General features: G+C 59.1%; 21 protein-coding genes and 1 tRNA gene. 11 read left to right on the top strand and 11 right to left on the bottom strand.

Translation table 11 applies throughout. The annotated features are described in order from the left end of the window. Positions 1-217: 217 nt before the first annotated feature. The 4 genes from VOI22_RS09460 to VOI22_RS09445 form a co-directional block, all read right to left on the bottom strand. Positions 218-979 carry a hypothetical protein gene (locus VOI22_RS09460; protein ID WP_323796253.1) on the bottom strand — a complete coding sequence of 254 codons (762 nt, stop codon included), beginning with the start codon at positions 977-979 and terminating at the stop codon, positions 218-220. Positions 980-1,227: 248 nt separating this feature from the next. Beyond that, positions 1,228-1,304: transfer RNA gene (locus VOI22_RS09455), tRNA-Arg, on the bottom strand. Positions 1,305-1,382: 78 nt separating this feature from the next. Next, positions 1,383-1,772 (bottom strand): ParB N-terminal domain-containing protein, encoded by a 390-nt coding sequence (locus VOI22_RS09450; RefSeq protein WP_323796252.1) that lies wholly within the window; start codon positions 1,770-1,772, stop codon positions 1,383-1,385. Between the two features lie 186 nt (positions 1,773-1,958). Continuing rightward, positions 1,959-2,771 carry a formate/nitrite transporter family protein gene (locus VOI22_RS09445; RefSeq protein ID WP_323796251.1) on the bottom strand — a complete coding sequence of 271 codons (813 nt, stop codon included), beginning with the start codon at positions 2,769-2,771 and terminating at the stop codon, positions 1,959-1,961. A gap of 144 nt (positions 2,772-2,915) precedes the next feature. Between VOI22_RS09445 and VOI22_RS09440 the strand changes: the two genes are divergently transcribed. From VOI22_RS09440 to VOI22_RS09430, 3 genes are all read left to right on the top strand, one after another. Then, the gene (locus VOI22_RS09440) at positions 2,916-3,719 is read left to right on the top strand and encodes a 2-keto-4-pentenoate hydratase (protein WP_323796250.1); all 804 of its coding nucleotides are present in this window, start codon (positions 2,916-2,918) and stop codon (positions 3,717-3,719) included. After that, a complete protein-coding gene (locus VOI22_RS09435; protein ID WP_323796249.1) occupies positions 3,716-4,582 on the top strand; it encodes a DUF547 domain-containing protein in 867 nt (288 codons plus the stop codon). Before VOI22_RS09440 ends, VOI22_RS09435 begins: the two co-directional genes overlap by 4 nt. Before the next feature lie 99 nt (positions 4,583-4,681). Beyond that, the gene (locus VOI22_RS09430) at positions 4,682-5,494 is read left to right on the top strand and encodes a universal stress protein (protein WP_323796248.1); all 813 of its coding nucleotides are present in this window, start codon (positions 4,682-4,684) and stop codon (positions 5,492-5,494) included. Positions 5,495-5,513: 19 nt separating this feature from the next. Here the strand turns inward: VOI22_RS09430 and VOI22_RS09425 are convergent, their stop codons facing one another. Next, complete coding sequence (locus VOI22_RS09425; RefSeq protein ID WP_323796247.1) at positions 5,514-6,815, bottom strand: hypothetical protein; 1,302 nt, start codon at positions 6,813-6,815, stop codon at positions 5,514-5,516. Between the two features lie 290 nt (positions 6,816-7,105). Between VOI22_RS09425 and fliG the strand changes: the two genes are divergently transcribed. From fliG to VOI22_RS09410, 3 genes are all read left to right on the top strand, one after another. Continuing rightward, positions 7,106-8,128: a flagellar motor switch protein FliG gene (fliG, locus tag VOI22_RS09420; protein ID WP_323796246.1), complete on the top strand. Its 1,023-nt coding sequence runs from the start codon at positions 7,106-7,108 to the stop codon at positions 8,126-8,128. 25 nt (positions 8,129-8,153) lie between these two features. Then, positions 8,154-8,489, top strand: coding sequence for a TraR/DksA family transcriptional regulator (locus VOI22_RS09415; RefSeq protein ID WP_323796245.1), 336 nt, complete (start codon positions 8,154-8,156; stop codon positions 8,487-8,489). Between the two features lie 179 nt (positions 8,490-8,668). After that, a complete protein-coding gene (locus tag VOI22_RS09410; protein WP_323796244.1) occupies positions 8,669-9,280 on the top strand; it encodes a pyridoxamine 5'-phosphate oxidase family protein in 612 nt (203 codons plus the stop codon). 119 nt (positions 9,281-9,399) lie between these two features. Here the strand turns inward: VOI22_RS09410 and VOI22_RS09405 are convergent, their stop codons facing one another. After that, entirely contained in the window at positions 9,400-10,314 is a 915-nt protein-coding gene (locus tag VOI22_RS09405; RefSeq protein ID WP_323796243.1) for a LysR family transcriptional regulator, read from the bottom strand. A 155-nt stretch (positions 10,315-10,469) separates the two neighbouring features. Between VOI22_RS09405 and VOI22_RS09400 the strand changes: the two genes are divergently transcribed. The 3 genes from VOI22_RS09400 (at position 10,470) to VOI22_RS09390 (ending at position 15,458) form a co-directional block, all read left to right on the top strand. After that, positions 10,470-14,054: an ABC transporter ATP-binding protein gene (locus VOI22_RS09400; protein ID WP_323796242.1), complete on the top strand. Its 3,585-nt coding sequence runs from the start codon at positions 10,470-10,472 to the stop codon at positions 14,052-14,054. Between the two features lie 115 nt (positions 14,055-14,169). Further along, complete coding sequence (locus VOI22_RS09395) at positions 14,170-15,012, top strand: hypothetical protein (protein WP_323796241.1); 843 nt, start codon at positions 14,170-14,172, stop codon at positions 15,010-15,012. Then, positions 15,009-15,458, top strand: coding sequence for a hypothetical protein (locus VOI22_RS09390; protein WP_323796240.1), 450 nt, complete (start codon positions 15,009-15,011; stop codon positions 15,456-15,458). The genes VOI22_RS09395 and VOI22_RS09390 overlap by 4 nt, the downstream gene beginning before the upstream one ends. A gap of 65 nt (positions 15,459-15,523) precedes the next feature. Here the strand turns inward: VOI22_RS09390 and VOI22_RS09385 are convergent, their stop codons facing one another. Genes VOI22_RS09385 through VOI22_RS09375 form a run of 3 tightly spaced genes read right to left on the bottom strand, consistent with a single transcriptional unit; the run spans position 15,524 to position 19,409 of the window. Beyond that, positions 15,524-16,681: a M20 family metallopeptidase gene (locus VOI22_RS09385; protein WP_323796239.1), complete on the bottom strand. Its 1,158-nt coding sequence runs from the start codon at positions 16,679-16,681 to the stop codon at positions 15,524-15,526. A gap of 20 nt (positions 16,682-16,701) precedes the next feature. Beyond that, positions 16,702-18,528 (bottom strand): adenylate/guanylate cyclase domain-containing protein, encoded by a 1,827-nt coding sequence (locus tag VOI22_RS09380; RefSeq protein ID WP_323796238.1) that lies wholly within the window; start codon positions 18,526-18,528, stop codon positions 16,702-16,704. Further along, complete coding sequence (locus tag VOI22_RS09375; protein WP_323796237.1) at positions 18,525-19,409, bottom strand: ferritin-like domain-containing protein; 885 nt, start codon at positions 19,407-19,409, stop codon at positions 18,525-18,527. Before VOI22_RS09375 ends, VOI22_RS09380 begins: the two co-directional genes overlap by 4 nt. Positions 19,410-19,514: 105 nt before the next feature. Between VOI22_RS09375 and hisI the strand changes: the two genes are divergently transcribed. After that, entirely contained in the window at positions 19,515-19,964 is a 450-nt protein-coding gene (gene hisI / locus VOI22_RS09370; protein WP_323796236.1) for a phosphoribosyl-AMP cyclohydrolase, read from the top strand. 4 nt (positions 19,965-19,968) lie between these two features. Then, the gene (locus VOI22_RS09365) at positions 19,969-20,520 is read left to right on the top strand and encodes a cytidine deaminase (RefSeq protein ID WP_323796235.1); all 552 of its coding nucleotides are present in this window, start codon (positions 19,969-19,971) and stop codon (positions 20,518-20,520) included. 21 nt (positions 20,521-20,541) lie between these two features. On the opposite strand, the gene VOI22_RS09360 is transcribed toward VOI22_RS09365, so the two are convergent. After that, positions 20,542-21,384: a flagellin gene (locus tag VOI22_RS09360; protein ID WP_323796234.1), complete on the bottom strand. Its 843-nt coding sequence runs from the start codon at positions 21,382-21,384 to the stop codon at positions 20,542-20,544. A 246-nt stretch (positions 21,385-21,630) separates the two neighbouring features. Continuing rightward, positions 21,631-22,092, bottom strand: a complete 462-nt coding sequence (bcp, locus tag VOI22_RS09355; protein ID WP_323796233.1) for a thioredoxin-dependent thiol peroxidase — start codon at positions 22,090-22,092, stop codon at positions 21,631-21,633. Positions 22,093-22,169 lie beyond the last annotated feature (77 nt).

Here is a 22,169-nt window from a genome sequence, read left to right as displayed (position 1 = left end):
CGCACGCCGCGCACCGGATGTACTGCCTTATATTCATATTCTGAATGTTTCTGACGAGCCAGCCACTTTCGAATTCGAGAGATTCGGCTTCGGTACGACTGTAACGGGCGGATTTCAGCCGAGATATTTCGGAGAAACTGTACCGCTCTTTGGCCCAAAGCTCTGGTCCAGTCTTGCCAGTCTCTATGCCGATGCAGCCTTCCGAAGCCGTATTTCTCTATCCGAGGTTCATACGCGCTCCGTCGGCAAATGGTACGCGTACCGCCGATTGATCATGCCGCTGTCCACAAATGGCCGAGAAATCGATCAGGTCCTTTGCGCCGTTGTTCATAAAACAGTCGAGTTCCAGGGCCTGTTGCCGGGCGATTTCCTCGGCATTGATGTCGATAAAATAGATCCGGTCGGCCTTTCCGGTGAGACGAAAATCACCTGATAGGCCAAGCCATTCGCGCTCGAAGCCATACACACCCGCACCGAAGCCTTTGTCATGAAGGCCAGACAGAATGATGCCGCAATGTCGGTCAACGCCCCAGTGAATTACGGAAAGTGCACGAACGAGGCGGGGCAGAGATTGAGAAAGTCCGGTCTTGCGTGCTTTCGGATGGACCCATAGCCCCCCCGCATGCCCGATTTTGCCGGATAAATCCATCCCGATCGGGTGTCTCGTGCACGGATCCGCGAACATTCCGGTTTCCTTCACGAAGCCGACAAAATCTCCAGTCTCGATGACCCGGTCACAGATGATCGCGACAGTCTCCGCGTTCTTGTTTGATACGCGCAACCAGAAGGCGTCGCTTGGCAGGTAGTCGGCCTTGTCAGGGTCGAACATGCTCGAAACGGCCGTCGTTGCGGGCGCTCCCAGCATTATGCGCTTCCATTCACTCATGTCGCTTTCGATCGAGATGCGATAACCAGACCGGACAATAAGGGTCATCATTTCACGGTAGAATGAACGTGCTGTTTCGATATGGGGTTGCATGCCGGTTCTCCTTTTTATGGCAAGAGAACGATAGCATGCGCCATGCGACGTCTTGGAGTGTGCGGAAAATGATGGGTGTATATTGGCGGGGTTTCGTTTTTTATTGTTTGGTCACTCAACCCCCGTGACCTCCCTGTATGCATGAATGGTTGCCAGCGCCTGACGTGACCACTCCACATCAATCTCTGGCACCCCTAGAGATTATGATTCAGACTCGGTTTTCGCGTTGGATTGTATGAGAAGAAAAGTGGTGACCCCGACTGGATTCGAACCAGTGACCTACAGATTAGGAATCTGTCGCTCTATCCTGCTGAGCTACGGGGCCGCCTAGGCGAACTGATACAGGAGCGGGCCACGATTGCCAATGGGGCGCGGCTGGCTAAGTGAGCGGAATCTTGGTCGGTCAGGCAGGCAGGGAGCGGTTGTCGTTGTCCGAGACATCCTGCAGCGGGCCTTCTGTCACCAGGCAGCTGATATAGTGGACCTTTTCCCGGAACAGGTTTGACAGCCATTCTTCCGCCACCTTTCGGGCGGCGGTCAAACGGTGGCCGCCATCGACAAGCACGAAGCTGTCGTCGAGATAGAAGATGTGGAGCGGGTCGGATGATGCGTAGCCGTGATCCCGGATGGCGCGGACCAGCTTCCAGAACCGTTCGTTTTCCCGGTCCATGCCGCGGTCGTCATTGATCAGGTTAAGTTTCTGAATCTGGTCAAGCGTCAGATCCACCTCGGCAAAGCCCTGGTGGCGTATCTGCTTCTTGATCGATTTCTTCACCTTACCTTTGATGACCATATCGGCCGCCTCGCACCTTTCCCGCACGGGTTACATCTCAATGACTTAGTAAATAAGTTCGAACGAAATCAATTTCCAGAAAATAATGCGCACTCATTGCGCCTTGATTCTCGGCGCCGGTCTGTTTTTTATGCCCGCATTCGTCTATGTCGCTGATAAATTACCATATTATTGGTTTAAAAACCCCTAAGGGCGGCGGTAGATCATCCAATAAATCAAGGCCACGAATACTCCGCCCCCGACCATGTTGCCGAGAGTGACCGGCAGCAGATTACCTGCGATTCGCATGAGGCTTGCTTCGGGAATTCCCGAAAAAGCGGCGAGGGGCAGAAAGTACATATTGGCGATGGAATGCTCGAGGCCGATGGCGACGAATGCGCTGATCGGGAACAGGATGGCGAGAATTTTGCCGGAGACTGTGCGGGCCGCTATGCAGAGCCAGACGGCGAGGCAAACCAGAACGTTACACAGGAGGCCGCGCCAGAAGGATTGTTCGAATGAAAGTTCGAGTTTTCCAATGGCGATCCGGGTTGCGGTTTCCAGAACCGCGCCGCCCCCGATCTCGAGCACGCCGGCGCGCCAGGCAATGAAGGCGGTGGTGACGGCCCCGGCGAGGTTGCCGAGATAGACAAGGCTCCAGTTTCGGATGAGGCCTTTCGTGCCGACCTTGCCATCGACCCAGGCCATGACCATCAGGCTGTTCCCGGTGAAAAGCTCGGCACCGCCGACAACGACCAGGATGAGGCCGAGAGAAAAGGCTATCCCGCCGAGCAGCCGGGTCGGGCCTAGACCGAGTTCGCTGCCCGTGACGGTGACTGTGAAGACCATCGCTCCGAGGGAGATGAAGGCCCCCGCGAGAACGGCGAGGAGTAGGATCTTGAGGGCAGGGAGCCGAGCCTTGCCGATGCCGGATGTCTCGACAAGTTCGGCGATCCGGGCCGGGGTGTGGGCCTCGAAAGCCGACGATTGTGTTTCTTGTTGAGTCTTTTCCTGCGCCATTACGGCTCCCCCAAAACCCGATGCCCGGAATCCTTTGTGTGGACTGTGTCACGAACGGACTTGCCGTCAAGCGTAGCACGTGCTTGAGGGACGGCCCGGTATCGGGGAGACTTGCGCCTGAACGAGAAGAAGGAGGAGACCACCATGGCCGAGGCCGGCAGGGATTTGGAGAAGGAGCGGGCCGTGGCCCGGCATCTGCTGGATGAGCATGCGGGCTGCGTGCCGTATGTGGCGCTTTCAGGGGAACTGGCGCTGTCAGACATTGCAGAGGCCTACAGGGCCCAGGAGGCGTTTGTCTCCATGCGTCAGGAGCGCAGCGGCGCCAGCATAGCGGGATACAAGATCGCGCTGACCTCTGCCGCGATGCAGGCCTTTGTCGGTGTTGATCATCCACTGCTCGGCGCGATCTTCGACGATACAGTGGTGCCGTCGCCAGCGGAGGTCTCCTTGGCCGGGTTCCAGCATGTCGGCATTGAATTCGAGCTGGCGCTGCGGCTTGGCCGCACGGTCCCTCCCGGATCTTACGATGCGACGTCGATCGCGCCATTCGTAGACGCCGTGATACCGGCTTTCGAGCTTATCGAGGACCGCAACGCGGTTTACGAGAATTTCGATGCGAAATCGCTGGTGGCCGATAATGCCTGGTCCGGCGGCGTTGTGCTGGGTGAGCCGGTGATGGACTGGCGCGGTTTTGATCTGACCGCCACGCCGACGCGTCTGGAAGCCGGTGCGGAAACAGAGACCGCGACAACCGGCGCGGCGCTCGGCAACCCGCTGACCGCTCTGGCCTGGGCTGCCAACACGCTGTCCGCCCAGGGACGAGCGCTGGAAGCCGGGATGATCGTGATGACAGGGTCCACCCTGAAAACCCGCTTTCCAAATGCGGGAGAGCACTTCTTCTATGAAGTCGAAGGGATCGGATCGGTTCAGATGTCGACCGTCCCGTGACCTCAAGGCCCGGACCGACCCGCCGCGAGGTGACGATCGGCGGCGTTCTTGCTGTAGTACTCGGCGGCTGTGCCGGAGGTTCCTCCCGGTCAGAACGGCCTTTCACGCCGGGACCTGTGCGGCCGCTGGAGGATTGGCGGCCGCATGTGGCGGGCTCGCGCCGGTTGGTCGATCATCGCCTCTGGGACAGGTTCCTCTCCAAATACCGGAGGCTGAGGTCGGACCATGTTCCGATGCTGCCCTATGGTGAGATCCCGACTGCGGAATGGGAGTTGCTCGATACGTATCTAGGGACGCTGGCCGCAACTCCGGTCCACACTCTGGACCGCCCGGAGCAATATGCTTTCTGGCTCAATCTGCACAATGCCCTGGTGGTGCGCCTGATCGCCCGGGCTTATCTCGTGCTGTCGGTGCGTGACATCGATTTCGGCAACGGAACCCCGTGGGACAGGCCGATCATCGAGGTCGAGGGGCGTCGTCTCAGTCTCACCGATATCCGCAACGGCATTCTCCGCGCTTATTGGCGCGACGGCCGCGTGCATTACGGACTTTGTTACGGCGCGGTCGGATCACCAGGCCTGTTGGCGCAAGGGTTCACCGGCGCCAACGTCGACAGGCTACTTGACGAGCAGGCGCTCGATTTCGTCAATCACCCGCGCGGCGTCTGGGCCGACGGTAGGATGGCAACTCTCTCGCGTCTCTATGAATGGTATGCGGATGATCTTGGCGGCTCTCGCAGCGCCATACTGGCGCACCTTCGTCTTTACGCATTGCCGCGGCTGCGCCGGATGCTGAAGGACAACGTCGCTGTAGGCTATGCCTATGACTGGTCATTGAACGATGCGACGGGCAGTTTGGGTTAGAGTCGGTTTCCGCACTTCTGCTATGCTTTCTTTGCCGCTTGGGTCTTTATTCGGCGCCGTGATCGGCCTAGGCTGCGGTATGAAAAGGGGACGCATTCAATGAAACAAATCCTTCTCCCGTTCGGGGCCGACAATGCCGATGTGGCGCCGATTTCGGCCGCTACCCGCTTTGCCAGCCGGTTTGACGGTCAAGTCACTGCCTTGTTCTACCCGCGCCTGCCGGATCCGGTGATTGTCGATCCAATGAGCGGCGGTGTGGTGTCTTACGAGGGAATTGATGAGGAGGTTGCCGCGCAGCGGGAGCAGGCAGAGGCTCAGTTCCTTGCCGCGAAGCAGACGCTGCCGGCCGATCTTGGGGGCAGGGTTTCCGTCGAGTTGCAGCGTCTGTCGAACTGGCGTCAGGTTGGCGAGGAGTCGCGCGTTTTTGATCTTACCGTGGTGGCGCGGGCAACCCGAAGCCCGCACTGGCAGACCCTGTTCGAGATGGCCCTGTTCGAAGGCGGCCGTCCGGTCATGCTGACGCCAGAAGGTTGGGACAAGCCGTTTGGGGATACGGTTGTGGTCGCCTGGAACCGGAGCACCGAAACGGCGCGGCTGATCGGGCAGAGCCTGCCGATCCTATGTTCCGCCAAGGCGGTTCATATCGTTGAGCTTGAGGGCTGGTACGCCTCAGGGCCGGATGGCAAGGCCCTGCAGAAGTATCTTGCCGGCCACGGTATCAAGGCTGAGCAGCACAAGAGCGAGGCGCCGAACGGGCCGGGAGCCAAGATGGTCGAGATTTCGCGCGATCTTGGCGCGGATCTGATGCTGAAGGGCGCCTATACGCAGAGCCGGCTGACCCAGCTGATCTTTGGCGGCGCGACCCGCCAGATCCTCGATCAGGCGGATATTCCGGTGATCTTCGCACACTGACGCGGGGAAGCGGTACCGGTCAGAAGGCTGAAAGGTCGACATCTCTGACCGGGCCAACATAATCGGAAAGATCGGCGATGGCGGGCCCGCTGAAATAGTCATACTCAAGATCTATCGCCGCGCGGACCAGGTCTTTCCGTTTCAGGTTCCGGACAAAAGTACTGAGGCCGAACTTGCTCGCGTTCTTTTTGAAAGTGAGCATGGTCTCCGCCATTTTCGCAGAGACTGGCTCGGCCTCCGGAAACTTGAACCCGACAATCTGGACGCCAGCTTCCTTAAGCGATTTCAAGCTGCTCGTCCCCGGAAGAACACGGGCGGCGACCCCCCTGACATTGTTTTTGATCAGATGGACGTATTCTGCGAGCGTGCCTGTCGGAACGCCGTCCGGAAAGCCAGTCAGGGTGACGACCAGATAACGCTGCAATTCTGTTGGGACCGTTTTTAATGCGGCCAGAAAATCCTGTCTGGCGCGCGGGCGCGACAGGGTGGCGTAACTGAGCGGAATGGAAACCAGCGCAATCCGTTTGCGCATGGTCATGTCCATCAGGCCGATTTTTGCGCGGGCAAGGGTCAACAGATCCAGTTCGATGGCGGATTTCTCGTTGGCACTGTCCGTGAGCACGTCATGCCCGTTGATGATTCTGTCAAAAGAATCGAGGCGAACCGCAGCGCAATGAAAAATCGAAATGACTCCGCTCTTCTGATTGACCAGAGGCAGGAAGCCGAAATCTACTTCGCCGAGGCCAATGTGCTGTTCCTCTCCCTGGAAGTTGAAGGGATCTGATCCAGGCTGCAGGGTCGATTTGATCGAGGCCCATTGCGCCTGCTGGAAATTGGCTTTCTGTTTCTCGGAATAGTCAAACACCTCGGCCGGGGGAGAGTCGTGCGTCATGCTTTCGGGAGCATCATCAGCTCGCGGATCGATCGGCTTCTCTGCTTTGCTGCTCACGGCTTTCTCGATCAGGTCCGCAAGGCTCGCGCTGCTCGTGCCTCCAGTCGCCAAATCCCCGACCGATGTCTGAACATTGAGGCTGGCAAGCTCATCGTCGCCTTTCAACTGGCGAAGAATCTCCGCTTTGATCAGGCCGCACTTGATCGTCGCTGTTTCATCATCGAGCTCGCCGAACAGGATGACGAAGCCGAGTTCACCATATTCCAGGCAAAGGTCGGATTTGCCGATATGCGGTTTGACTGTCCGTTGGCACAATGAACGGATGAAGTCCTTTTTTGTCGCCCACCGATCACCCAGCTGCTGCTTCACTTCGTCGAGACCGAGAAATTGCAGTTGTCCGCCGAGTGGACGGGATCCGCTTGCAAGCATCGTTTTCAATCGGTCTTTTGTGGTCAACTGCTGGACAGTCATGGTGGTCAAAGCCTTCTGAATGGGGCAAACGGCAAATGCGCACTGCAATGAGCGCAAATTTTTCCGAGTAATCCGACATTAGGCCCGCAACCCTGAAGATATGGTAAATCCATCGACGGCCGGTTTTCGCGTTAATATGAGCAGATATTCTCCTTGATAGAATTGTTGTTAATGGGTTCAGGCCTCCAGCGCTTCATGTTAAGATTCACCGATTTATCTTGACTGATGCCTTTTTGAGGACGGCTACCATGGGAATGCGGGTTCGAGAGGATTATCGGGGCATCACCGGCCCTGAGAAGTCTGCCATCCTGCTAATGTCGCTCGGCGAGGAGCAGGCAGGTAAATTGTTTGCCCTTCTCGATGATGAAGAAATCAAGGAAGTCTCCCAGGTTATGGCGGGGCTCGGAACCGTCAGCTCCAACATCGTCGAACGCCTCTTTGTCGAATTCGCCGAACAGGTTTCCTCGACCGGTTCTCTCGTCGGCTCCATGGATTCGACCGAGCGGCTGCTGACCAAGGTGCTCGGCGGAGACCGCGTCGGCGATATCATGGAGGAGATCCGTGGTCCGGCCGGCCGGACCATGTGGGACAAGCTCGCCAATGTGAACGAGCAGGTTCTCGCGAACTTCCTGAAGAATGAATATCCGCAGACCGTCGCCGTGATCCTTGGCAAAATCGGCCAGGCCCATGCCGGCAAGGTGCTGTCGATCCTGCCGGAAAACTTCGCGATGGAAGTCGTCATGCGGATGCTCCGCATGGAAGCGGTGAACAAGGACATCGAGAAAGACGTGGAGCGCGTGCTGCGCACCGAGTTTATGTCGAACCTCGCCCGCACCAACCGGCGCGACAGTCACGAGATGATGGCGGAGATCTTCAATAATCTGGATCGGGCGACCGAGTCCCGCTTCCTGTCCGCGCTGGAAGAGCGCAACAAGGACAGCGCCGAGAAGATCCGCAGCCTGATGTTCACCTTCGAGGATCTTTCCCGCGTCGACCCGGCGGGTGTGCAGACGCTGCTCCGCGCGCTCGACAAGGACAAGCTCACCATCGCGCTGAAGGGCGCGTCGGAGGAGTTGAAGGATCTGTTCTTCTCCAACATGTCCGAACGTGCGGCCAAGTTGCTGCGCGAGGACATGCAGTCGCTCGGCCCGATGCGCCTGAAGGATGTTGAGGACGCGCAGACTGCCATGGTGACGGCTGCGAAGGACCTCGCCGACAGAGGCGAGCTTGTGATCGGCGGCTCCGGTGGTGACGATCAGCTGGTTTACTGATTATGCACGTTGTACGATCATTTCTATGGCGTTCGATTTTGACCAGTTCCGCGATCTCTTGCTCGCTCGGCGCGCTGAGCTGAAAGCGGTTATGCAAGCAGCATCGGGAGATACGGACCCGGTCGAGCTCGACCAGAGCCGGGTCGGGCGCCTCTCTCGTATGGATGCATTGCAGGGACAAGCCATGGCCAAGGAAACGGAACGGCGCCGCGGGGTGGAACTGCGGCGCATTGCGTCCGCTCTGGCCCGTATAGAGGATGAGGATTTCGGTTATTGCGTTTCCTGCGGTGAGGAAATTCCGCTGAAGCGGCTGGAGCTCGATCCCGCCGTCACCACGTGTGTTACCTGCGCCGGAAAATGACCCGGCTTGCGGCATGACCGGTCCGTTAGCAGTCTCCGCACCATGAACGGTATGAGCACGAGTGGAGACGGATTTCTCCGCGATACGGTGTTGTGCCGGCGGAGTTGACGACGCCCAGTTGACGTCAAAGTCTCGGCAGAGCAGCATGTGCGCCCCAGTTGCTTACCCGGACGGAAGTTATGGCAAAGATCGAAACGGTCGAGGCGCTGCGCGAAATCTATCGGCCTGCCGCTGGGCGCGCGGTCGAGAAGGAGCTGAGCGCGCTGGACCCGCACTGCAAGCGCTTCATCGAACTCTCTCCCTTCCTGCTGTTGGCGACCCACAACGGGGACGGTGTGGTCGACATCACGCCGCGTGGTGACGGGCCGGGTTTCGTTGCGGTTCCAGATAGCAACACCATCATGATTCCTGACCGGCCGGGGAATAATCGTCTTGATTCATTGACGAATATCCTCTCGAACCCGACATGCTCGGTGATCTTCCTGATCCCCGGCGTTGATGAGACCTTGCGCATTCGCGGCACCGCCGAGATTCGTGACGATGCGGAGCTGCTTGCCGGCTTTGAGATGAAGAAGCGGCTTCCGGCCACCGTGCTGAAGATCAAGGTCGACCTTGCCTTCCTGCATTGCGCCAAGGCGCTGATGCGCTCCCGGCTCTGGGATCCGGAGGTACAGATCGAACGCTCGACGCTGCCGACCCTCGGCAAGATGATCATGGATCAGCTCGGTCTGAAGGACGATGGCGAAAGCCAGGAGCAGATGGTCGAGCGTTACAAGGAAGCGCTTTACTAATCCCGAGCTTCAATCGTCATCCCGACGCAGGTCGGGATCCACCGATCATGGGGTGGCGCGCGTCCTCCATAGACCCCGACCTGCGTCGGGGTGACGACTGTGTGGGCGAGAAGAGCACGTTACCCCGCGGACCCTTCCAGCGCCGGTTTCTCCATCTGAAACAACCGCGCCAGCTCGTCCATCATGGCGCGGACGCGGGGCAGGGTGCGCAGGTCGCGATGCACCAGCATCCACTGGTCGGCGACCACGTCTTCGAGAACCGGAGTGGCGCGGACCAGGTTGCGGTCCGCATCGCCGATGAAGCAGGGCAGGACCGTGACCCCGGCACCGGCACTTACCGCGAGATGCAGACTGTTGCCGTTATTGGCCCGCACCACCGGGCTGCGATTGCCGAGCACCTGCCGGAGCCAGGCTTGCCCCGGCATGTAGTGATGTTCCTCGTCGAAACCGATCCATGGCAGGTAGGCGAGGGAGCCGTTCAACGCATCCGCATCTTTCCCGGAACCACCGATCTGACCGACAAGCTGAGGCGTGCCGTAGACGGCATAATGGAACCGGCCGATCCGGCGCGTGACCAGATCCGCCGCATCCGGCACCACCTCGCGGATGGAGATATCCGCTTCCCGCCGGGACAGGTTGGCCATCAGGTGGGTCACGTGCAGTTCGATCTCGATTTCCGGCAGCCGGTCGCGCAACTGGGCGAGGTGCTGGGTCAGAAAATGCATCATGTGCTCGCCGACAGATATCCGCACCGTGCCGCGTGCCGTGTCCGTCAGGCCGAGGCTGCGCCGCTCGATGGCCTGCGCCGCATCGTCCATTGCCTGCACGTCGGACAGCAATTGCTCGGCGGCGGGTGTCAGCACATAGCCATCCGGTAGCCGGTCGAACAGGCGGGCGCCGATGGCCTCTTCCAGCGACTTTACCCGCCGGGCCACGGTCGGGTGGCTGACATTGAGCGCCTTCGCGGCCGCCGTCAGGCTCCGCTCGCGCGCTAGGGTCAGAAATACCCGGTAATCGTCCCAATCGGTCAGCATGGCGGTACCTTAATGCGAGTGGCTCGCAATGTGGCGGTACAAAATTGTTCGCTGCGATGCGAAATTTGTCCAGTCTCGGAATATTATCTTTCGGATATTCTGATCCCGATTGGAATAAGGGCCAGCCGGTCCGGACCGTCCGAAGGGAAATCATCATGCATTTCGAAACCAGACTGTGGCAGTTCACCGAAGGGGTTCGCGGCCGGATTTCATGGGCCATCCTGATCGGCTTGCTGGGGGTCAGTCTCGGTGTCGCCCGGCTCGGCCTTCTGGGTTGGCTGATCGGCCGGATCTTCTCCGGCGACGCGCTGGAAGATCTCTGGCCCTCTATCGCCGGTATCGCGCTGGTGATGATCGCCCGTGGCTGGGTCGAGCAATGGCGTAACATGGTGGCGCACGAGACGGCGGCCAAGGTGCAGGTCAGTCTGCGCCGGAAGGTCTATGACAAGCTGGCCAGCCTCGGCCCGGCGTATGTCGGGCGGGAACGGTCCGGTGCCATCACGCTGGCCTTGACCGATGCTGTGGACCGGCTGGAAGTCTATTTCGGACAGTATCTGCCGCAGCTTGCGGTCTCCCTGCTGGCACCGCTGCTGATCTTCGCCTTCGTCGCCTGGATCGATCTTCCGGTAGCGCTGGTCATGCTCGTGTTCGCGTTGCTCGCGGTGTTTGCACCGGCGCTCTGGCACAGCTCGAACGAACGCAGCGCACGCCGCCGGCAGGAAGCCTATTCTTCCTTCGCCGCCGAGTTTCTGGATTCCCTGCAGGGCCTTGCAACCCTGAAGGCTTTCGGCCAGAGCAAGGCGCGTGGCGACACGCTTGAAGTGAAAGCGCGGGAAGTGTTCCGCAGCACCATGTGGGTGCTGAGCGGCAACGTGCTTGCCCGTGGCATCACCGACAGCTCGATTGCCTGCGGTGCCGCCGCCGCGCTCGGTCTTGGTGCGTACCGGGTGACCGAAGGGCAGCTTGAGCTGACGTCTCTGCTGGTTATCATGATGCTCGGCGTCGAGGTGTTCCGGCCGATGCGCGAGCTGCGCAATGTACTGCATGAAGGCATGGTCGGGCTGTCCGCCGCCAAGGGCATCTATAGGGTGCTGGACGGCGAGCCGGACGTAGTGGATGCGGTGGCGTCCGGCACCGCATCGCTTGAGGCGTCGATCACCTTCGAAGATGTCGGTTTCCATTATCCGGGCGCGCCGCGCACCGTGCATGACGGGCTCAGTTTCGCGGTGAAGCCGGGAGAGCGGATCGGTCTTGTCGGCCCAAGCGGTTGCGGCAAGTCGTCGGTCGTCCGTCTGCTGCTGCGCTTCTTCGATCCAACCGAGGGCCGCATCCTGCTTGGGGGCAAGCCGCTTGATGCGCTGTCCTTCGAGCAGATCCGCTCGATGATCTCGGTGGTGAACCAGGACACCTTCCTATTCCACGGCACGGTGGAGGAAAACATCCGCATGGGTCGGCCCGAGGCGGATCACGCCTCCGTGGTCTCCGCCGCCCGTGCCGCCAATATTCACGACTTTATCGAAGGCCTGCCCGAGGGCTATCAGACAGTGATCGGCGAGCGCGGGATCAAGCTCTCCGGCGGCCAACGGCAGCGTATGGCGATTGCTCGTGCCCTGCTGCGCGACACCCCGATCCTGATTCTCGACGAGGCTTTGTCGGCGGTGGATGCGGAGAACGAAGCGGTCATTCAGGACGCGCTCAACCGGTTGATGAAGGGCCGGACCACGCTGGTTCTGGCGCACCGTCTTTCCAGCGTGATCGATTGTGACCGCATTCTGGTGCTGAACGAGGGCAAGGTGGCCGAGGAAGGCCCTCACGGCGCTTTGATGAAAGCAGGCGGGCTCTATGCCGGGCTGATGGCAGAGCAGGCCCGCGAGGCGGAAGCCGCCGAAGCAGCGGAGCCTGTGGTCCGCGACGATACGGTAAAGCCTGCGGCTGAAAGCCTTGCCGATGTTCCGGGCGGTGCCATGCAGGCGCCGACAGAAGGCATCATCAAGGCGGAAGGCCTGAGCTGGACCGAGGTTGTCACCGAGCTGATGAAAGTCATCATGCCGTGGAAAGGCAAACTGGTTCTTACCTTCCTCTTCGGTGTGCTCCGGGTACTCGGCTTTATCGGCGTCGGCGTGCTCAGCGCCTTTGTCGTGCTGGCCCTGAAGAATGGCACTGATTTCACACCCTATCTCTGGGGGCTGGCGGTGGTCGCGCCGCTGTCCGGCGTGCTGCACTGGCTGGAATCCTGGCTTGCCCATGACATGGCCTTCCGGCTGCTGGCCGAAATGCGGATCGATACCTTCCGCAAGCTGGACGCGCTGGCTCCGGCCTATCTGGTCCGGCGTCGCACCGGGGACCTGATGACGCTGGTCACACACGATATCGAGCTGGTGGAATACTTCTTCGCCCACACGGTGGCCCCTGCCTTCGTCGCCATTCTGGTTCCGGCCGGCGTGCTGGTCTGGCTCGGTATGGAAAACCCGGTGCTGGCCCTGACTCTGCTGCCGTTCCTGATTGCCGTTGGCCTCAGCCCGTTCCTGATGCGTGGCCGGGTTGACACGCTTGGCTCGGAAGCGCGTGAGGCTTCCGGTGAGCTTGGCGCTTTCGCGGTGGACAGCGTGCAGGGCCTCGGCGAGATCGTCGCCTTCCAGCAGGAAGGGGCACGCGGGGACAAACTGGACGCGCTCGGCCAGCGCCATATCGATCTGCGCCTCCCGTTCTTCCGGGAGCTGACGGCGCAGCAGAGCCTGCTCGAAGCACTGACCGGTCTCGGTGGTCTGGCGGTGGTCGTCACCGGCGCGTGGCTGACGGCGTCCGGCGCTATCGCGGTAGGCGTGCTGCCGCTGCTCACCATCCTTGCCATGGCCGCCTTCCTGCCGGTCTCCGAGATAGCACAGATCGGCAGACAGCTCGCCGATACGCTGGGCTCGACCAGGCGCGTCTATGCCCTCAGTAACGAGCCTGTCCCGGTGCTGGACGGCCCCGGCGCTCCGGCCCGTTCCGGAGCGGTCTCAATTACGCTGGAAGACGTTGATTTCCGCTATCCGGGGCAGAGCCGCCGGGCCATCCGGGACTTCAGCCTGACAATTCCGGCGGGCAAGACGGTGGCGCTGGTCGGTACCTCTGGCGCGGGCAAGACGACGCTCGCTCAGATGCTGATGCGGTTCTGGGATCCGGACGCTGGCCGGGTGTTGATGGATGGCACGGATCTGAAGGAATACAAGCTGGACGATCTGCGCGGTCGGGTCGCGCTTGTGGCGCAGGATACCTACCTCTTCAACGACACGCTTCGCGCCAATATCATGCTGGCCCGGCCGGATGCCAGCGAGGCAGATCTGGAGGCGGCGGTGGGCCATGCCTCGCTCGGAGATCTTGTTGAGATGTTGCCGGAAGGGCTCGACACGAAGGTCGGTGAGCGGGGAACCAGCCTTTCCGGGGGGCAGCGCCAGCGGGTGGCTATCGCCCGGGCTTTCCTGAAGGACGCACCGGTGCTGATCCTGGACGAGGCGACCTCGCATCTGGATGCGGTGAACGAGCGGGCAGTGCGCGAGGCTCTCGATCGGTTGCAGAGCGACCGCACCACAATCGTCATCGCTCACCGGCTCTCGACCATCCGCAACGCGGACATGATCGCGGTCTTGAGCGAAGGCACGCTGGTCGAAACAGGTAGCCACGAGGAGTTGGTGGCGAAGGGCGGGCTCTACGCCCAGTTGGTCTCCCACCAACTCGCCTCGGCGGTGGCGGCAGAATAGGAAGGAGTCCATGAAAAGCAGTAGGTACGGATTTTTATTTCTCATATTGGTTTGCACTATCTTGGGGGGCGTTATTACTATGAAATCTACTTAAGATGGTATTGCGGGACAGGAAATGCAGTTTGATATTTTACGCCTATCTCTATTGCACACAACGCAGATCGACTTGGAAGAGCGACGACTCAGTGATGGTAGTGAGTTCGACCGAGAGACGTGGTTACAAGATGTGTTTTCACAGCAAATACAGTTCATTCACAGAAAGGAAATATTCCATTTTGTTCCTATTGTTGATCAGGACGATTCATTCCCGGGTTTGATCGCTGGCAGAATTGGTCGTCTCGTAAAGGTCCAAGAAAATGAACCGCCTGAACGTGGGTTGACAGAAACTGAAAGAGAAGCTTGGCATGCTTCTCTTGTTTTGATTGATCCGACGCATCATGGGGATGGGCAAAAAGTCGCTTTTCAAAAAGATAGTTCTATTGGGACACCGTTACGCCTTCTTGAATCGCTGGCAAATAAAATAAATAATAGTGGAATATCAGAGCCATTTTTTATCGAAGTGGCTCCTGTTGCGGATTTACAGACATTTTGGGATTTTACTAAGAAAAATGAAGGAAAGGTTACGGCTGTTACTTTTGAATTTTTAGCCCCAAATATGTTTGGTATTCATGATGACTATGATCAAGAAATGGCAAATTTACGTGATAATGAAAAAATACGCCGTGCAAAACTTCAAATTGAAAGTGAAGAAGGGCTTGAGCTGGATACGGATCGGGTTCGCTTCGCCGCAAATTACACCACACGCGGTGGCGGATCGCTTAAAGCGCGCACAAGTGATGGAAAGACTTACGATTCAAACAAAAAAATCGAACGAGTCAAGCTAGGATTGGGTGATATGTTGGAGCTATCTATAGGTGAGGTGATAAATCACGCTGCGAATGTGATTTTTCGAAGATGAGCAAGAATATATCTTATTGTATTCTTATAGTTTGTGTGGGGCTTGTGCTGACTCTGGCGTCGTCAAGTCCATCAATATTGAGTGATAATAATCAATTTTTAAAAGAATTTGTGGGGCAGGCATTTTTAGGAATACTTGGGGTTATACTCGCTATTACCTTAGCATCGGCGGGTCAATTGCATTTGACGTTAAATCAGATAGAGGAAAAATACGAAGAAAAAAATTCATTTGAAAAAACTAGATCAGGTATTAGGCAGGCATCATATTGGTTAATTAGTCTTTTTTTGTTTTCTGTTGGTTTGGTCGTATTGAAGTCTCTTTTGGCGGTGGATGAATGGATTCAAACAATTTTTAATGGGTTTTCTTTAATTGTCTTGATCTGGAATGTATTGATTTTGATTACAATCACTAAAGCAATTTTTCATATTCGTCCGCATCAGGATTGAAGAGTTTTTGATTAATTTATCCTGCCGGGGAGCGAATACTGCGCTCCCCGGGTTTGAGCATTTACCTATTCCAGCGTTTCCAGCAGGCGGACCCACATCTTCGCGCGGGGTTCGAGGGAGGAGAAATAGATCTTCTCGTCCAGCGTATGGGCGCCTTCACCGTCGGCACCGAGGCCGTCGAGAGTGGGGACGCCAAGGGCTGCGGTGAAATTGCCGTCGCTGCCGCCACCGGTTGTCTCGGTGGCTTCAAGCTCGAACCCGGCTTCGGCCGCGCAGGCCTTGGCATGCTCGAACAGTTTCATGCTGGCATCGGTGGCTTCCATCGGCGGGCGGTTCATGCCGCCGGTAACCTCGACAGTGACGTCCGGATTCTGGGCCTTCAGGCCGAGGATTTTGGCTGTCATTTCCTCGCCGTCCGCCTTGGTCAGCACGCGAAGGTCGATTTCCGCGACAACGTCCCGCGCAACAACATTGACGGCGGTGCCGCCACTGATGATGCCGACATTGGTTGTCACCCCGCGCTCGAGATCGACTAACGCATCGATAGCCTTGATCTGGTTGGCCAACTCGCTGATCGCACTGCGGCCGTCTTCGTATCTGGCACCCGCATGGGCGGGGCGGCCGGTGATGGTCATGGTGAAACGGCCGACGCCCTTGCGTGCCACCACGACCTTGCCGCCATCGCGGGCCGGCTCGGTGACCAGCACGTATTTTGCCTTGCGTGCTTCTTCCTCGATGAATGCTTGGGAGATCGGGCTGCCGACCTCTTCCTCGGAAACATAGAGGAAGGTCACCGGCAGGCTGGTCTTGCGGCCGAGGCGTTGCAGATGCCGGTAAGCGTAGTAGGGCAGGTAGGCGCCCGCCTTCATGTCATAGATACCTGGGCCGTAGATCTCGTCGCCCTCGCGGCGGATTTTCAACGCGCCGTCCTTCACGCCGATCGGGTGCACCGTGTCGATGTGGCAGAGCACGAGGATGCCTTTTTCGCCGCTCGCATTCTCGGTCCGGGCCCGGATGATATCGCCGTAACCGTCGCGCCCGGGTGTCCGCTCGATGGCGAGGCCCAGGCCGTCATAGAGCCCCTGGACCTTGTCTGCGACCTTGTTGACCGCGTCCTTGTCGGTGGTCGGGCTTTCCGCCTCGACCCAGTCAAGAATGCCTTCGAGGATTTCTTCGGGTTCGATCTTCGGAATGTTCGATTGCTGGGCAGAGTCCGAGCTCATCGGTGCGCGGCCTTTCGTGTTTATTCTGGTTTAAGCGCTGTGTCTTCCGGCGGGAGGCGCCGGAACGAGACGGGGTTCTTGAACCCCCTTATAGCGCGGCGATCCTGCTCCAACCAATGCGATTTGAGAATTTCCGCCGCAGCCGGATCGTCGGCGATGGCCTCGCTGATGACGATCTCGCCCGGTCCGGCCTCACCTTGCAGGCGGGCGGCCATGTTGACGGTGCCGCCGAAATAATCGAGCCGTCCGTTCAGGGTCACGGCGATGCAGGGCCCCGTATGCAGACCGAGTTTCAGGCCGATCGGAGTGGCGGGATGCTGCCGGTTGAAATCCAGCACGTGACTGCGGATATCGAGCGTGGCGCGCAGCCCATTCTCCGGCTCGGCGAAGGAGGCCATCACCGCGTCGCCAATTGTCTTCACCACCCCGCCCTCATGCTCGCGCACGATGCGGGACAGGAAGTCGAAATGCTCGCGCACGAGGCCGTAGGCAGGCGCATCGCCGATCTTCTCGTAGAGGGCTGTGGAGCCGCTGAGATCTGTGAACATTAGTGTGATATGGGCGATGCCGACCTCGTCGCCGCCACGCAGCACATCCTCGGCAAAGAGGTGGCGGAAGGCCTGCATGATGGTGACCCGATGGGCTGTGAGTGCGTCCTCGGCCCAGTCCCGTGCCTCGACGATTATGACCCGGGGGCGTTGGCAACGGTTCTCCAGTGTGACCGAGCCGGTGGCCGTGCCGTCCGTTTCCGCTGTGATATCTTCCTCACCAACCTCTATCGTCGGAAAGCTGCCACCTGAGAAATCGACGATCTGCTCCGGCCCCGGCTCCAGTGTCCGGATCCGATAGGAGCCCGGTGCGAGTATGGTCTCGATGCTCTCGCTGCCGCCGGGTGCGATCCGTACCTGCAGGCGAACATGGGGTGTCGACATGGGGCCGAAGAGACAGAACTCGCCATGCACCACCTTACGGATGCTGGCCGCCGGCTGGAAGGTCAGCTCCACGTTGCGGGCGAAATCCCTGTCGTAGCTGACATTGCAGGAGGGGCAGTGCGCGCCCTGCGGCAGTGCGTCGAGCGAAGATTCCGAGAGCTTGGCCCCCTTGCAGCGTGGGCAAAGTAGATCCCAGCGGCTTTCCAGCAGCCCAATCTTCACTGCTTCCAGACAGAGTTCGATGACATGCCGTTCATTCTCCTCCCACAGCCGGGCGAGGCGCAGCGGGCGGATATGCATGAGATCGATTTCCTGCGCCGAGAGCAGCCAGTCCGCGAGCTGGCGCCCGAGACCATGCCCGTAGCGTGAGGCATCGAGCCGGGCGAGCGCATTCTCCAGACGTTGGCTGTGTGCCTCATCCAGCTCCAGCGGTTCGGTCGGGTAGGGTGTCTCTATCTGTTCCTTTGCCCATATCTCGACCATGTCGCCTGTACGGGAGAAGTTCCGTTCGTTTACCGGAAAGATGACGTTACGGGCGAGGATGCCGCCGATCAGGTTCCGTGGCTCTATATCTGTGCGGTAATGCACCGTACAGCCGTCGCCCTTTGGGCCGTCCTCGAAACGGACATGCACATTGAGTTGTTTCAACGGGCCTTTCAGGAACAGTCTGCGATGGCGGAACCAGTTCCCGGCGGACCATTCCTGCGGAATGTCTTCCCAATCGAGCGTGACGATACCGATCCTGGCGGTAGCGTAGAAGCGCACACTGCCATCCGTTTGCGGTTCTTCCCGGATATCATGCTTTGGCAGTCCGCTGAATTCGTTGTAGCGAGCCGTGTCGGCCAGCGCTTCCCAGACCTGGGCGCGGGAGGCCTCGAAATGGCGAACGAACTCGCGCGACAGCAGCGTGCTCACGATGCCTTGCCTTTGCCGCCAGCCTGCTGCGAGGCCAGAAACTCCTCACCGAGCGGGACATAGAACGCCGCGGCGAAGCCGGCCAGCTCTCGGGCCGGGATATTGAAGGGCGGTTTTACGCCGCCACGGAAATGGGTGCGGACCAGATGCTGCCAGGTCTCGATCCGGGGTTTGCTTTCCCGGTCGCAGACATGGTCGAACCAGCGCTTGCCGACGGCGACATGGGTGATCTCGTCATCGAAGATGATCTGCAGGATGTCCGAACTTGCCTCGTCGCCGACGTCGCGCATCTTGGTGATCATCGCCGGGGTGACGTCGAGGCCACGCGCTTCGAGCACCAGCGGGACGATGGAAAGCCGGGCCAGCAGATCGTGCGCGGTCTTCGTTGCCGCGCCCCAGAGCCCGTCATGGGCATTCAGCGCGCCATAATGGGAGCCGAGTTCTTCCAGCCGGTCTGCGATCAGCAGGAAATGTTTCGACTCGTCGTCGGCGACCTTCATCCAGTCGGTATAGAACTCTTCCGGCAGATCGTGGCCGGTATAGCGGGCGATGATGTCCCAGGATAGATCGATGGCATTCAGCTCGATATGGGCCAGTGCGTGCAGCAGGGCGATCCGGCCGGTGGGTGCGGCCGTGATCTTGCGCTTCGGGACTTCGCGCGGTGGCCGCAGGGCCGGCAAGGGCGGACGTGCGGGACGGTCCGGCGGCGCGGCGGAGCCGATAGTGCTGAGCGATCCGTCTCTCCAGGCGGAGACAACGGCGCGGCCGAGCGTTGCCTTCTGACGGGTGTCGCCGGTCTCAAGCACGGCGACGGCACCTTCGGCCAAACTCTGGAACTGGTTCACGCGGGACATCCCGGTCCGGTCACTTTCAACATCCATTTCGAAACTTGTACGCGCGCCGTGCCCGGTTGGTCCACTTTTGGCGGCGTTGCAGGCAGGCGGGACGGCAGCCTATAACCGGATCTTGATTACGGAGCGACGACCATGACAATCGATACCCTGTTTTCAGAGCGCGGCGACAAGGCTGACCTAGAAGAAGGCGCGACCTTCCAGCCGAAATTCGACGCGGACGGCCTGATCCCCTGCATCACCCAGCACGCGGAGACCGGTGAGGTCCTGATGTTCGCTTTCATGAACAGGGAGGCGCTGACGAAGACGCTGGAGCTGGGCGAGGCGGTCTACTGGAGCCGGTCCCGGTCCGAGATCTGGCACAAGGGCGCGACGAGCGGGCATGTGCAGAAGGTTGTCGAGCTTCGGACCGACTGCGATCAGGACGTGGTGCTGCTGAGAGTTCTTTCCGGCCCTGCCTGCCATGTCGGCTACGATAGCTGCTTTTACAGGGCTGCCCGGATCGAGAATGGCAAGGCCGTGCTCAATGTCGTCAAGGATGGCAAGGCCTACGATCCGGATGCGGTCTACGGCAAGAAGGGGTAGACGGATGGCTGAGATCGAAATTGTCCTGCCCGCAATCGAGGCCGCCGATACGGTGGTCGAGACCGATGCCGGGCGGTTCCGTGTGATTGGCCAGCACATTCCGGAAAAGCGGGTGATGGTCGACCCGGCAATATTGCGGGATCTCGTCAAGGCTGCCCGTGCGGCGGCAAAGAACGCGCACGTACCCTATTCGCACTTCCATGTCGGTGCCGCCGTCATCATGGCGGACGACCCGGAAGGCTCCGTCATCACCGGAGCCAATATCGAGAACGCCTCCTACGGCGCCGCGGTCTGCGGAGAGCGCAACGCGCTGCATGCTGCCGCCGCGAAAGGGTTCCGCCGGATCAAATTCCTCGCCTTGTCGACGTCGGACAGCCTGGACGGCCCGCTCCCGGACCGCTCACCCTGCGGCATCTGCCGTCAGGTCATGCGCGAGTTCATCGAACGCGATGAGGCGCAGGACGCTGCCCTGATTCTGGTAGATACAGGCGATGCGGATTTCACCGCCGACATTCTCGATATCGACCGGCTGCTGCCTTATGGATTCCGGCTTTAGGTCCTTGCCGGGACGCCGACTCTACTGGAAGAGACCAAGCAGGGTTTGCGGTCGCTGATTGGCGAGGCTTAGTGTCTGGACTGCGAGTTGCTCCTGCACCTGGAAGCTGGTGAGGCGCGCGCTTTCCCGGGCCATGTCGGCGTCGACGATATTGCCGAGACCTTCCTCCACCGCGTCGCGCTGACTTTCCAGGAATTCGGTCTGCAGTTCGAGTGCGCGCATATCGGCCCCCAGCTCACCAAGAGCCTCGCCGATATTGACCATTTCCGTTTCCCACTCGTCCAGGGCGAGGAGGGCATTTGCCGGTGTGGAGACATCCTCATTGTTGAGAACGGCATAGCTTACGTCCAGATGATGGCCGCGGACGGTCAGGGTGCCGCCATTGATATTCGAGAGAACGTTGATGTTGTTTGGAGTGCCGAGGGCGAGGTTGAATGCAATGGCATTTTCAACGATGACATTCTCACCATTAAAAGACGAATTTTCCAGGATCTGGCGGAACTGCGCGATCAATTCTTCATAATCGTTCTGAAGAATTTGCTGCTGCTGAGTGGTATTGGCCGGATTGGCGGCTTCAGTGATTTTCTTGCGGATGTCTGCCATCAGGTCCGAGACGGCTGTTGCGCCGGCTATACCCACTTTGGCGACGCCTTTGGCGTTATTCAGACCCTTGATGACGGCATCGATTGCCCTGACCTCGGTCCTGACACCTTGTGCAATGGCGAAGTTGGAAGCGTCCGCGACAGCGCCCGTGACGCGCAAACCCGTTGATACCCGGTTTTGCACCGTACCGAGGGAGCGCTGGATCGCCCCGAAGTTTCTGAGGGCGGTCAGGCTCGAAGGATTGGTCAATATCGAGGTCATTCTGACCACGCTCTCGCAATTTCGAACTGTGAAAGGTGGTTAATACATCGTATTTTACATAATTGCAAGAATAGTTACGGCTGTGTGTTTTTTGACTGTGCAAAATCAGTCTCGTCTTTGCGGGGCGACGCTAAGGACTTCAAAACAAAAGAATCTGTCCAGACCTCGCATCCATCACGGGAAACACTGGATGCGAGGCCGGATTAAAGTCGGTTGGTTAACGAACCGACTGCTTCTAGGCTGAGACTAGAGGCCTTTTGCTGCCTCGAGCACGGCTTCGGCGTGACCCGGCACTTTCACCTTGCGCCATATGTTCCGCACGATGCCTTCACCGTCGATCAGAAATGTCGCCCGTTCGATCCCCATGTATTTCTTGCCATACATGTTCTTTTCGACCCAGACGCCGTAGCGTTCGCAGACGTCGCTTTCCTCGTCCGAGGCCAGCATGAAGGGCAGGTCATACTTGGCCTTGAACTTGTCGTGCTTGGCGACCGGGTCTTTGGAGACACCGATGATCTCCGCATCGATGCCGGAGAAGTCGGGCATGGCGTCCCGGAAGGCGCAGGCTTCCTTGGTGCAGCCGGGCGTGTCGTCTTTCGGGTAGAAATAGAGCACCGCTTTCTTGCCCTTGAGGCTCGCGAGCGAAACGGTGCCGCCACCATCCGTCGCCATGCTGAATTCAGGTGCCTTTTCGCCGACATCGATCATGAAAACTCTCCAGGAAACAGAAAATCAGGAAGGATGGAATTTTTAAATGGCGCTGTGCGCGCTTTGGTCAAGCAACT

The organism is Nisaea sp. (genome assembly GCF_034670185.1).
GTDB lineage: Bacteria > Pseudomonadota > Alphaproteobacteria > Thalassobaculales > Thalassobaculaceae > Nisaea.
The sequence above is the reverse complement of the archived record's forward strand: the minus strand, read 5'-3'. Positions and strand labels throughout refer to the sequence as shown.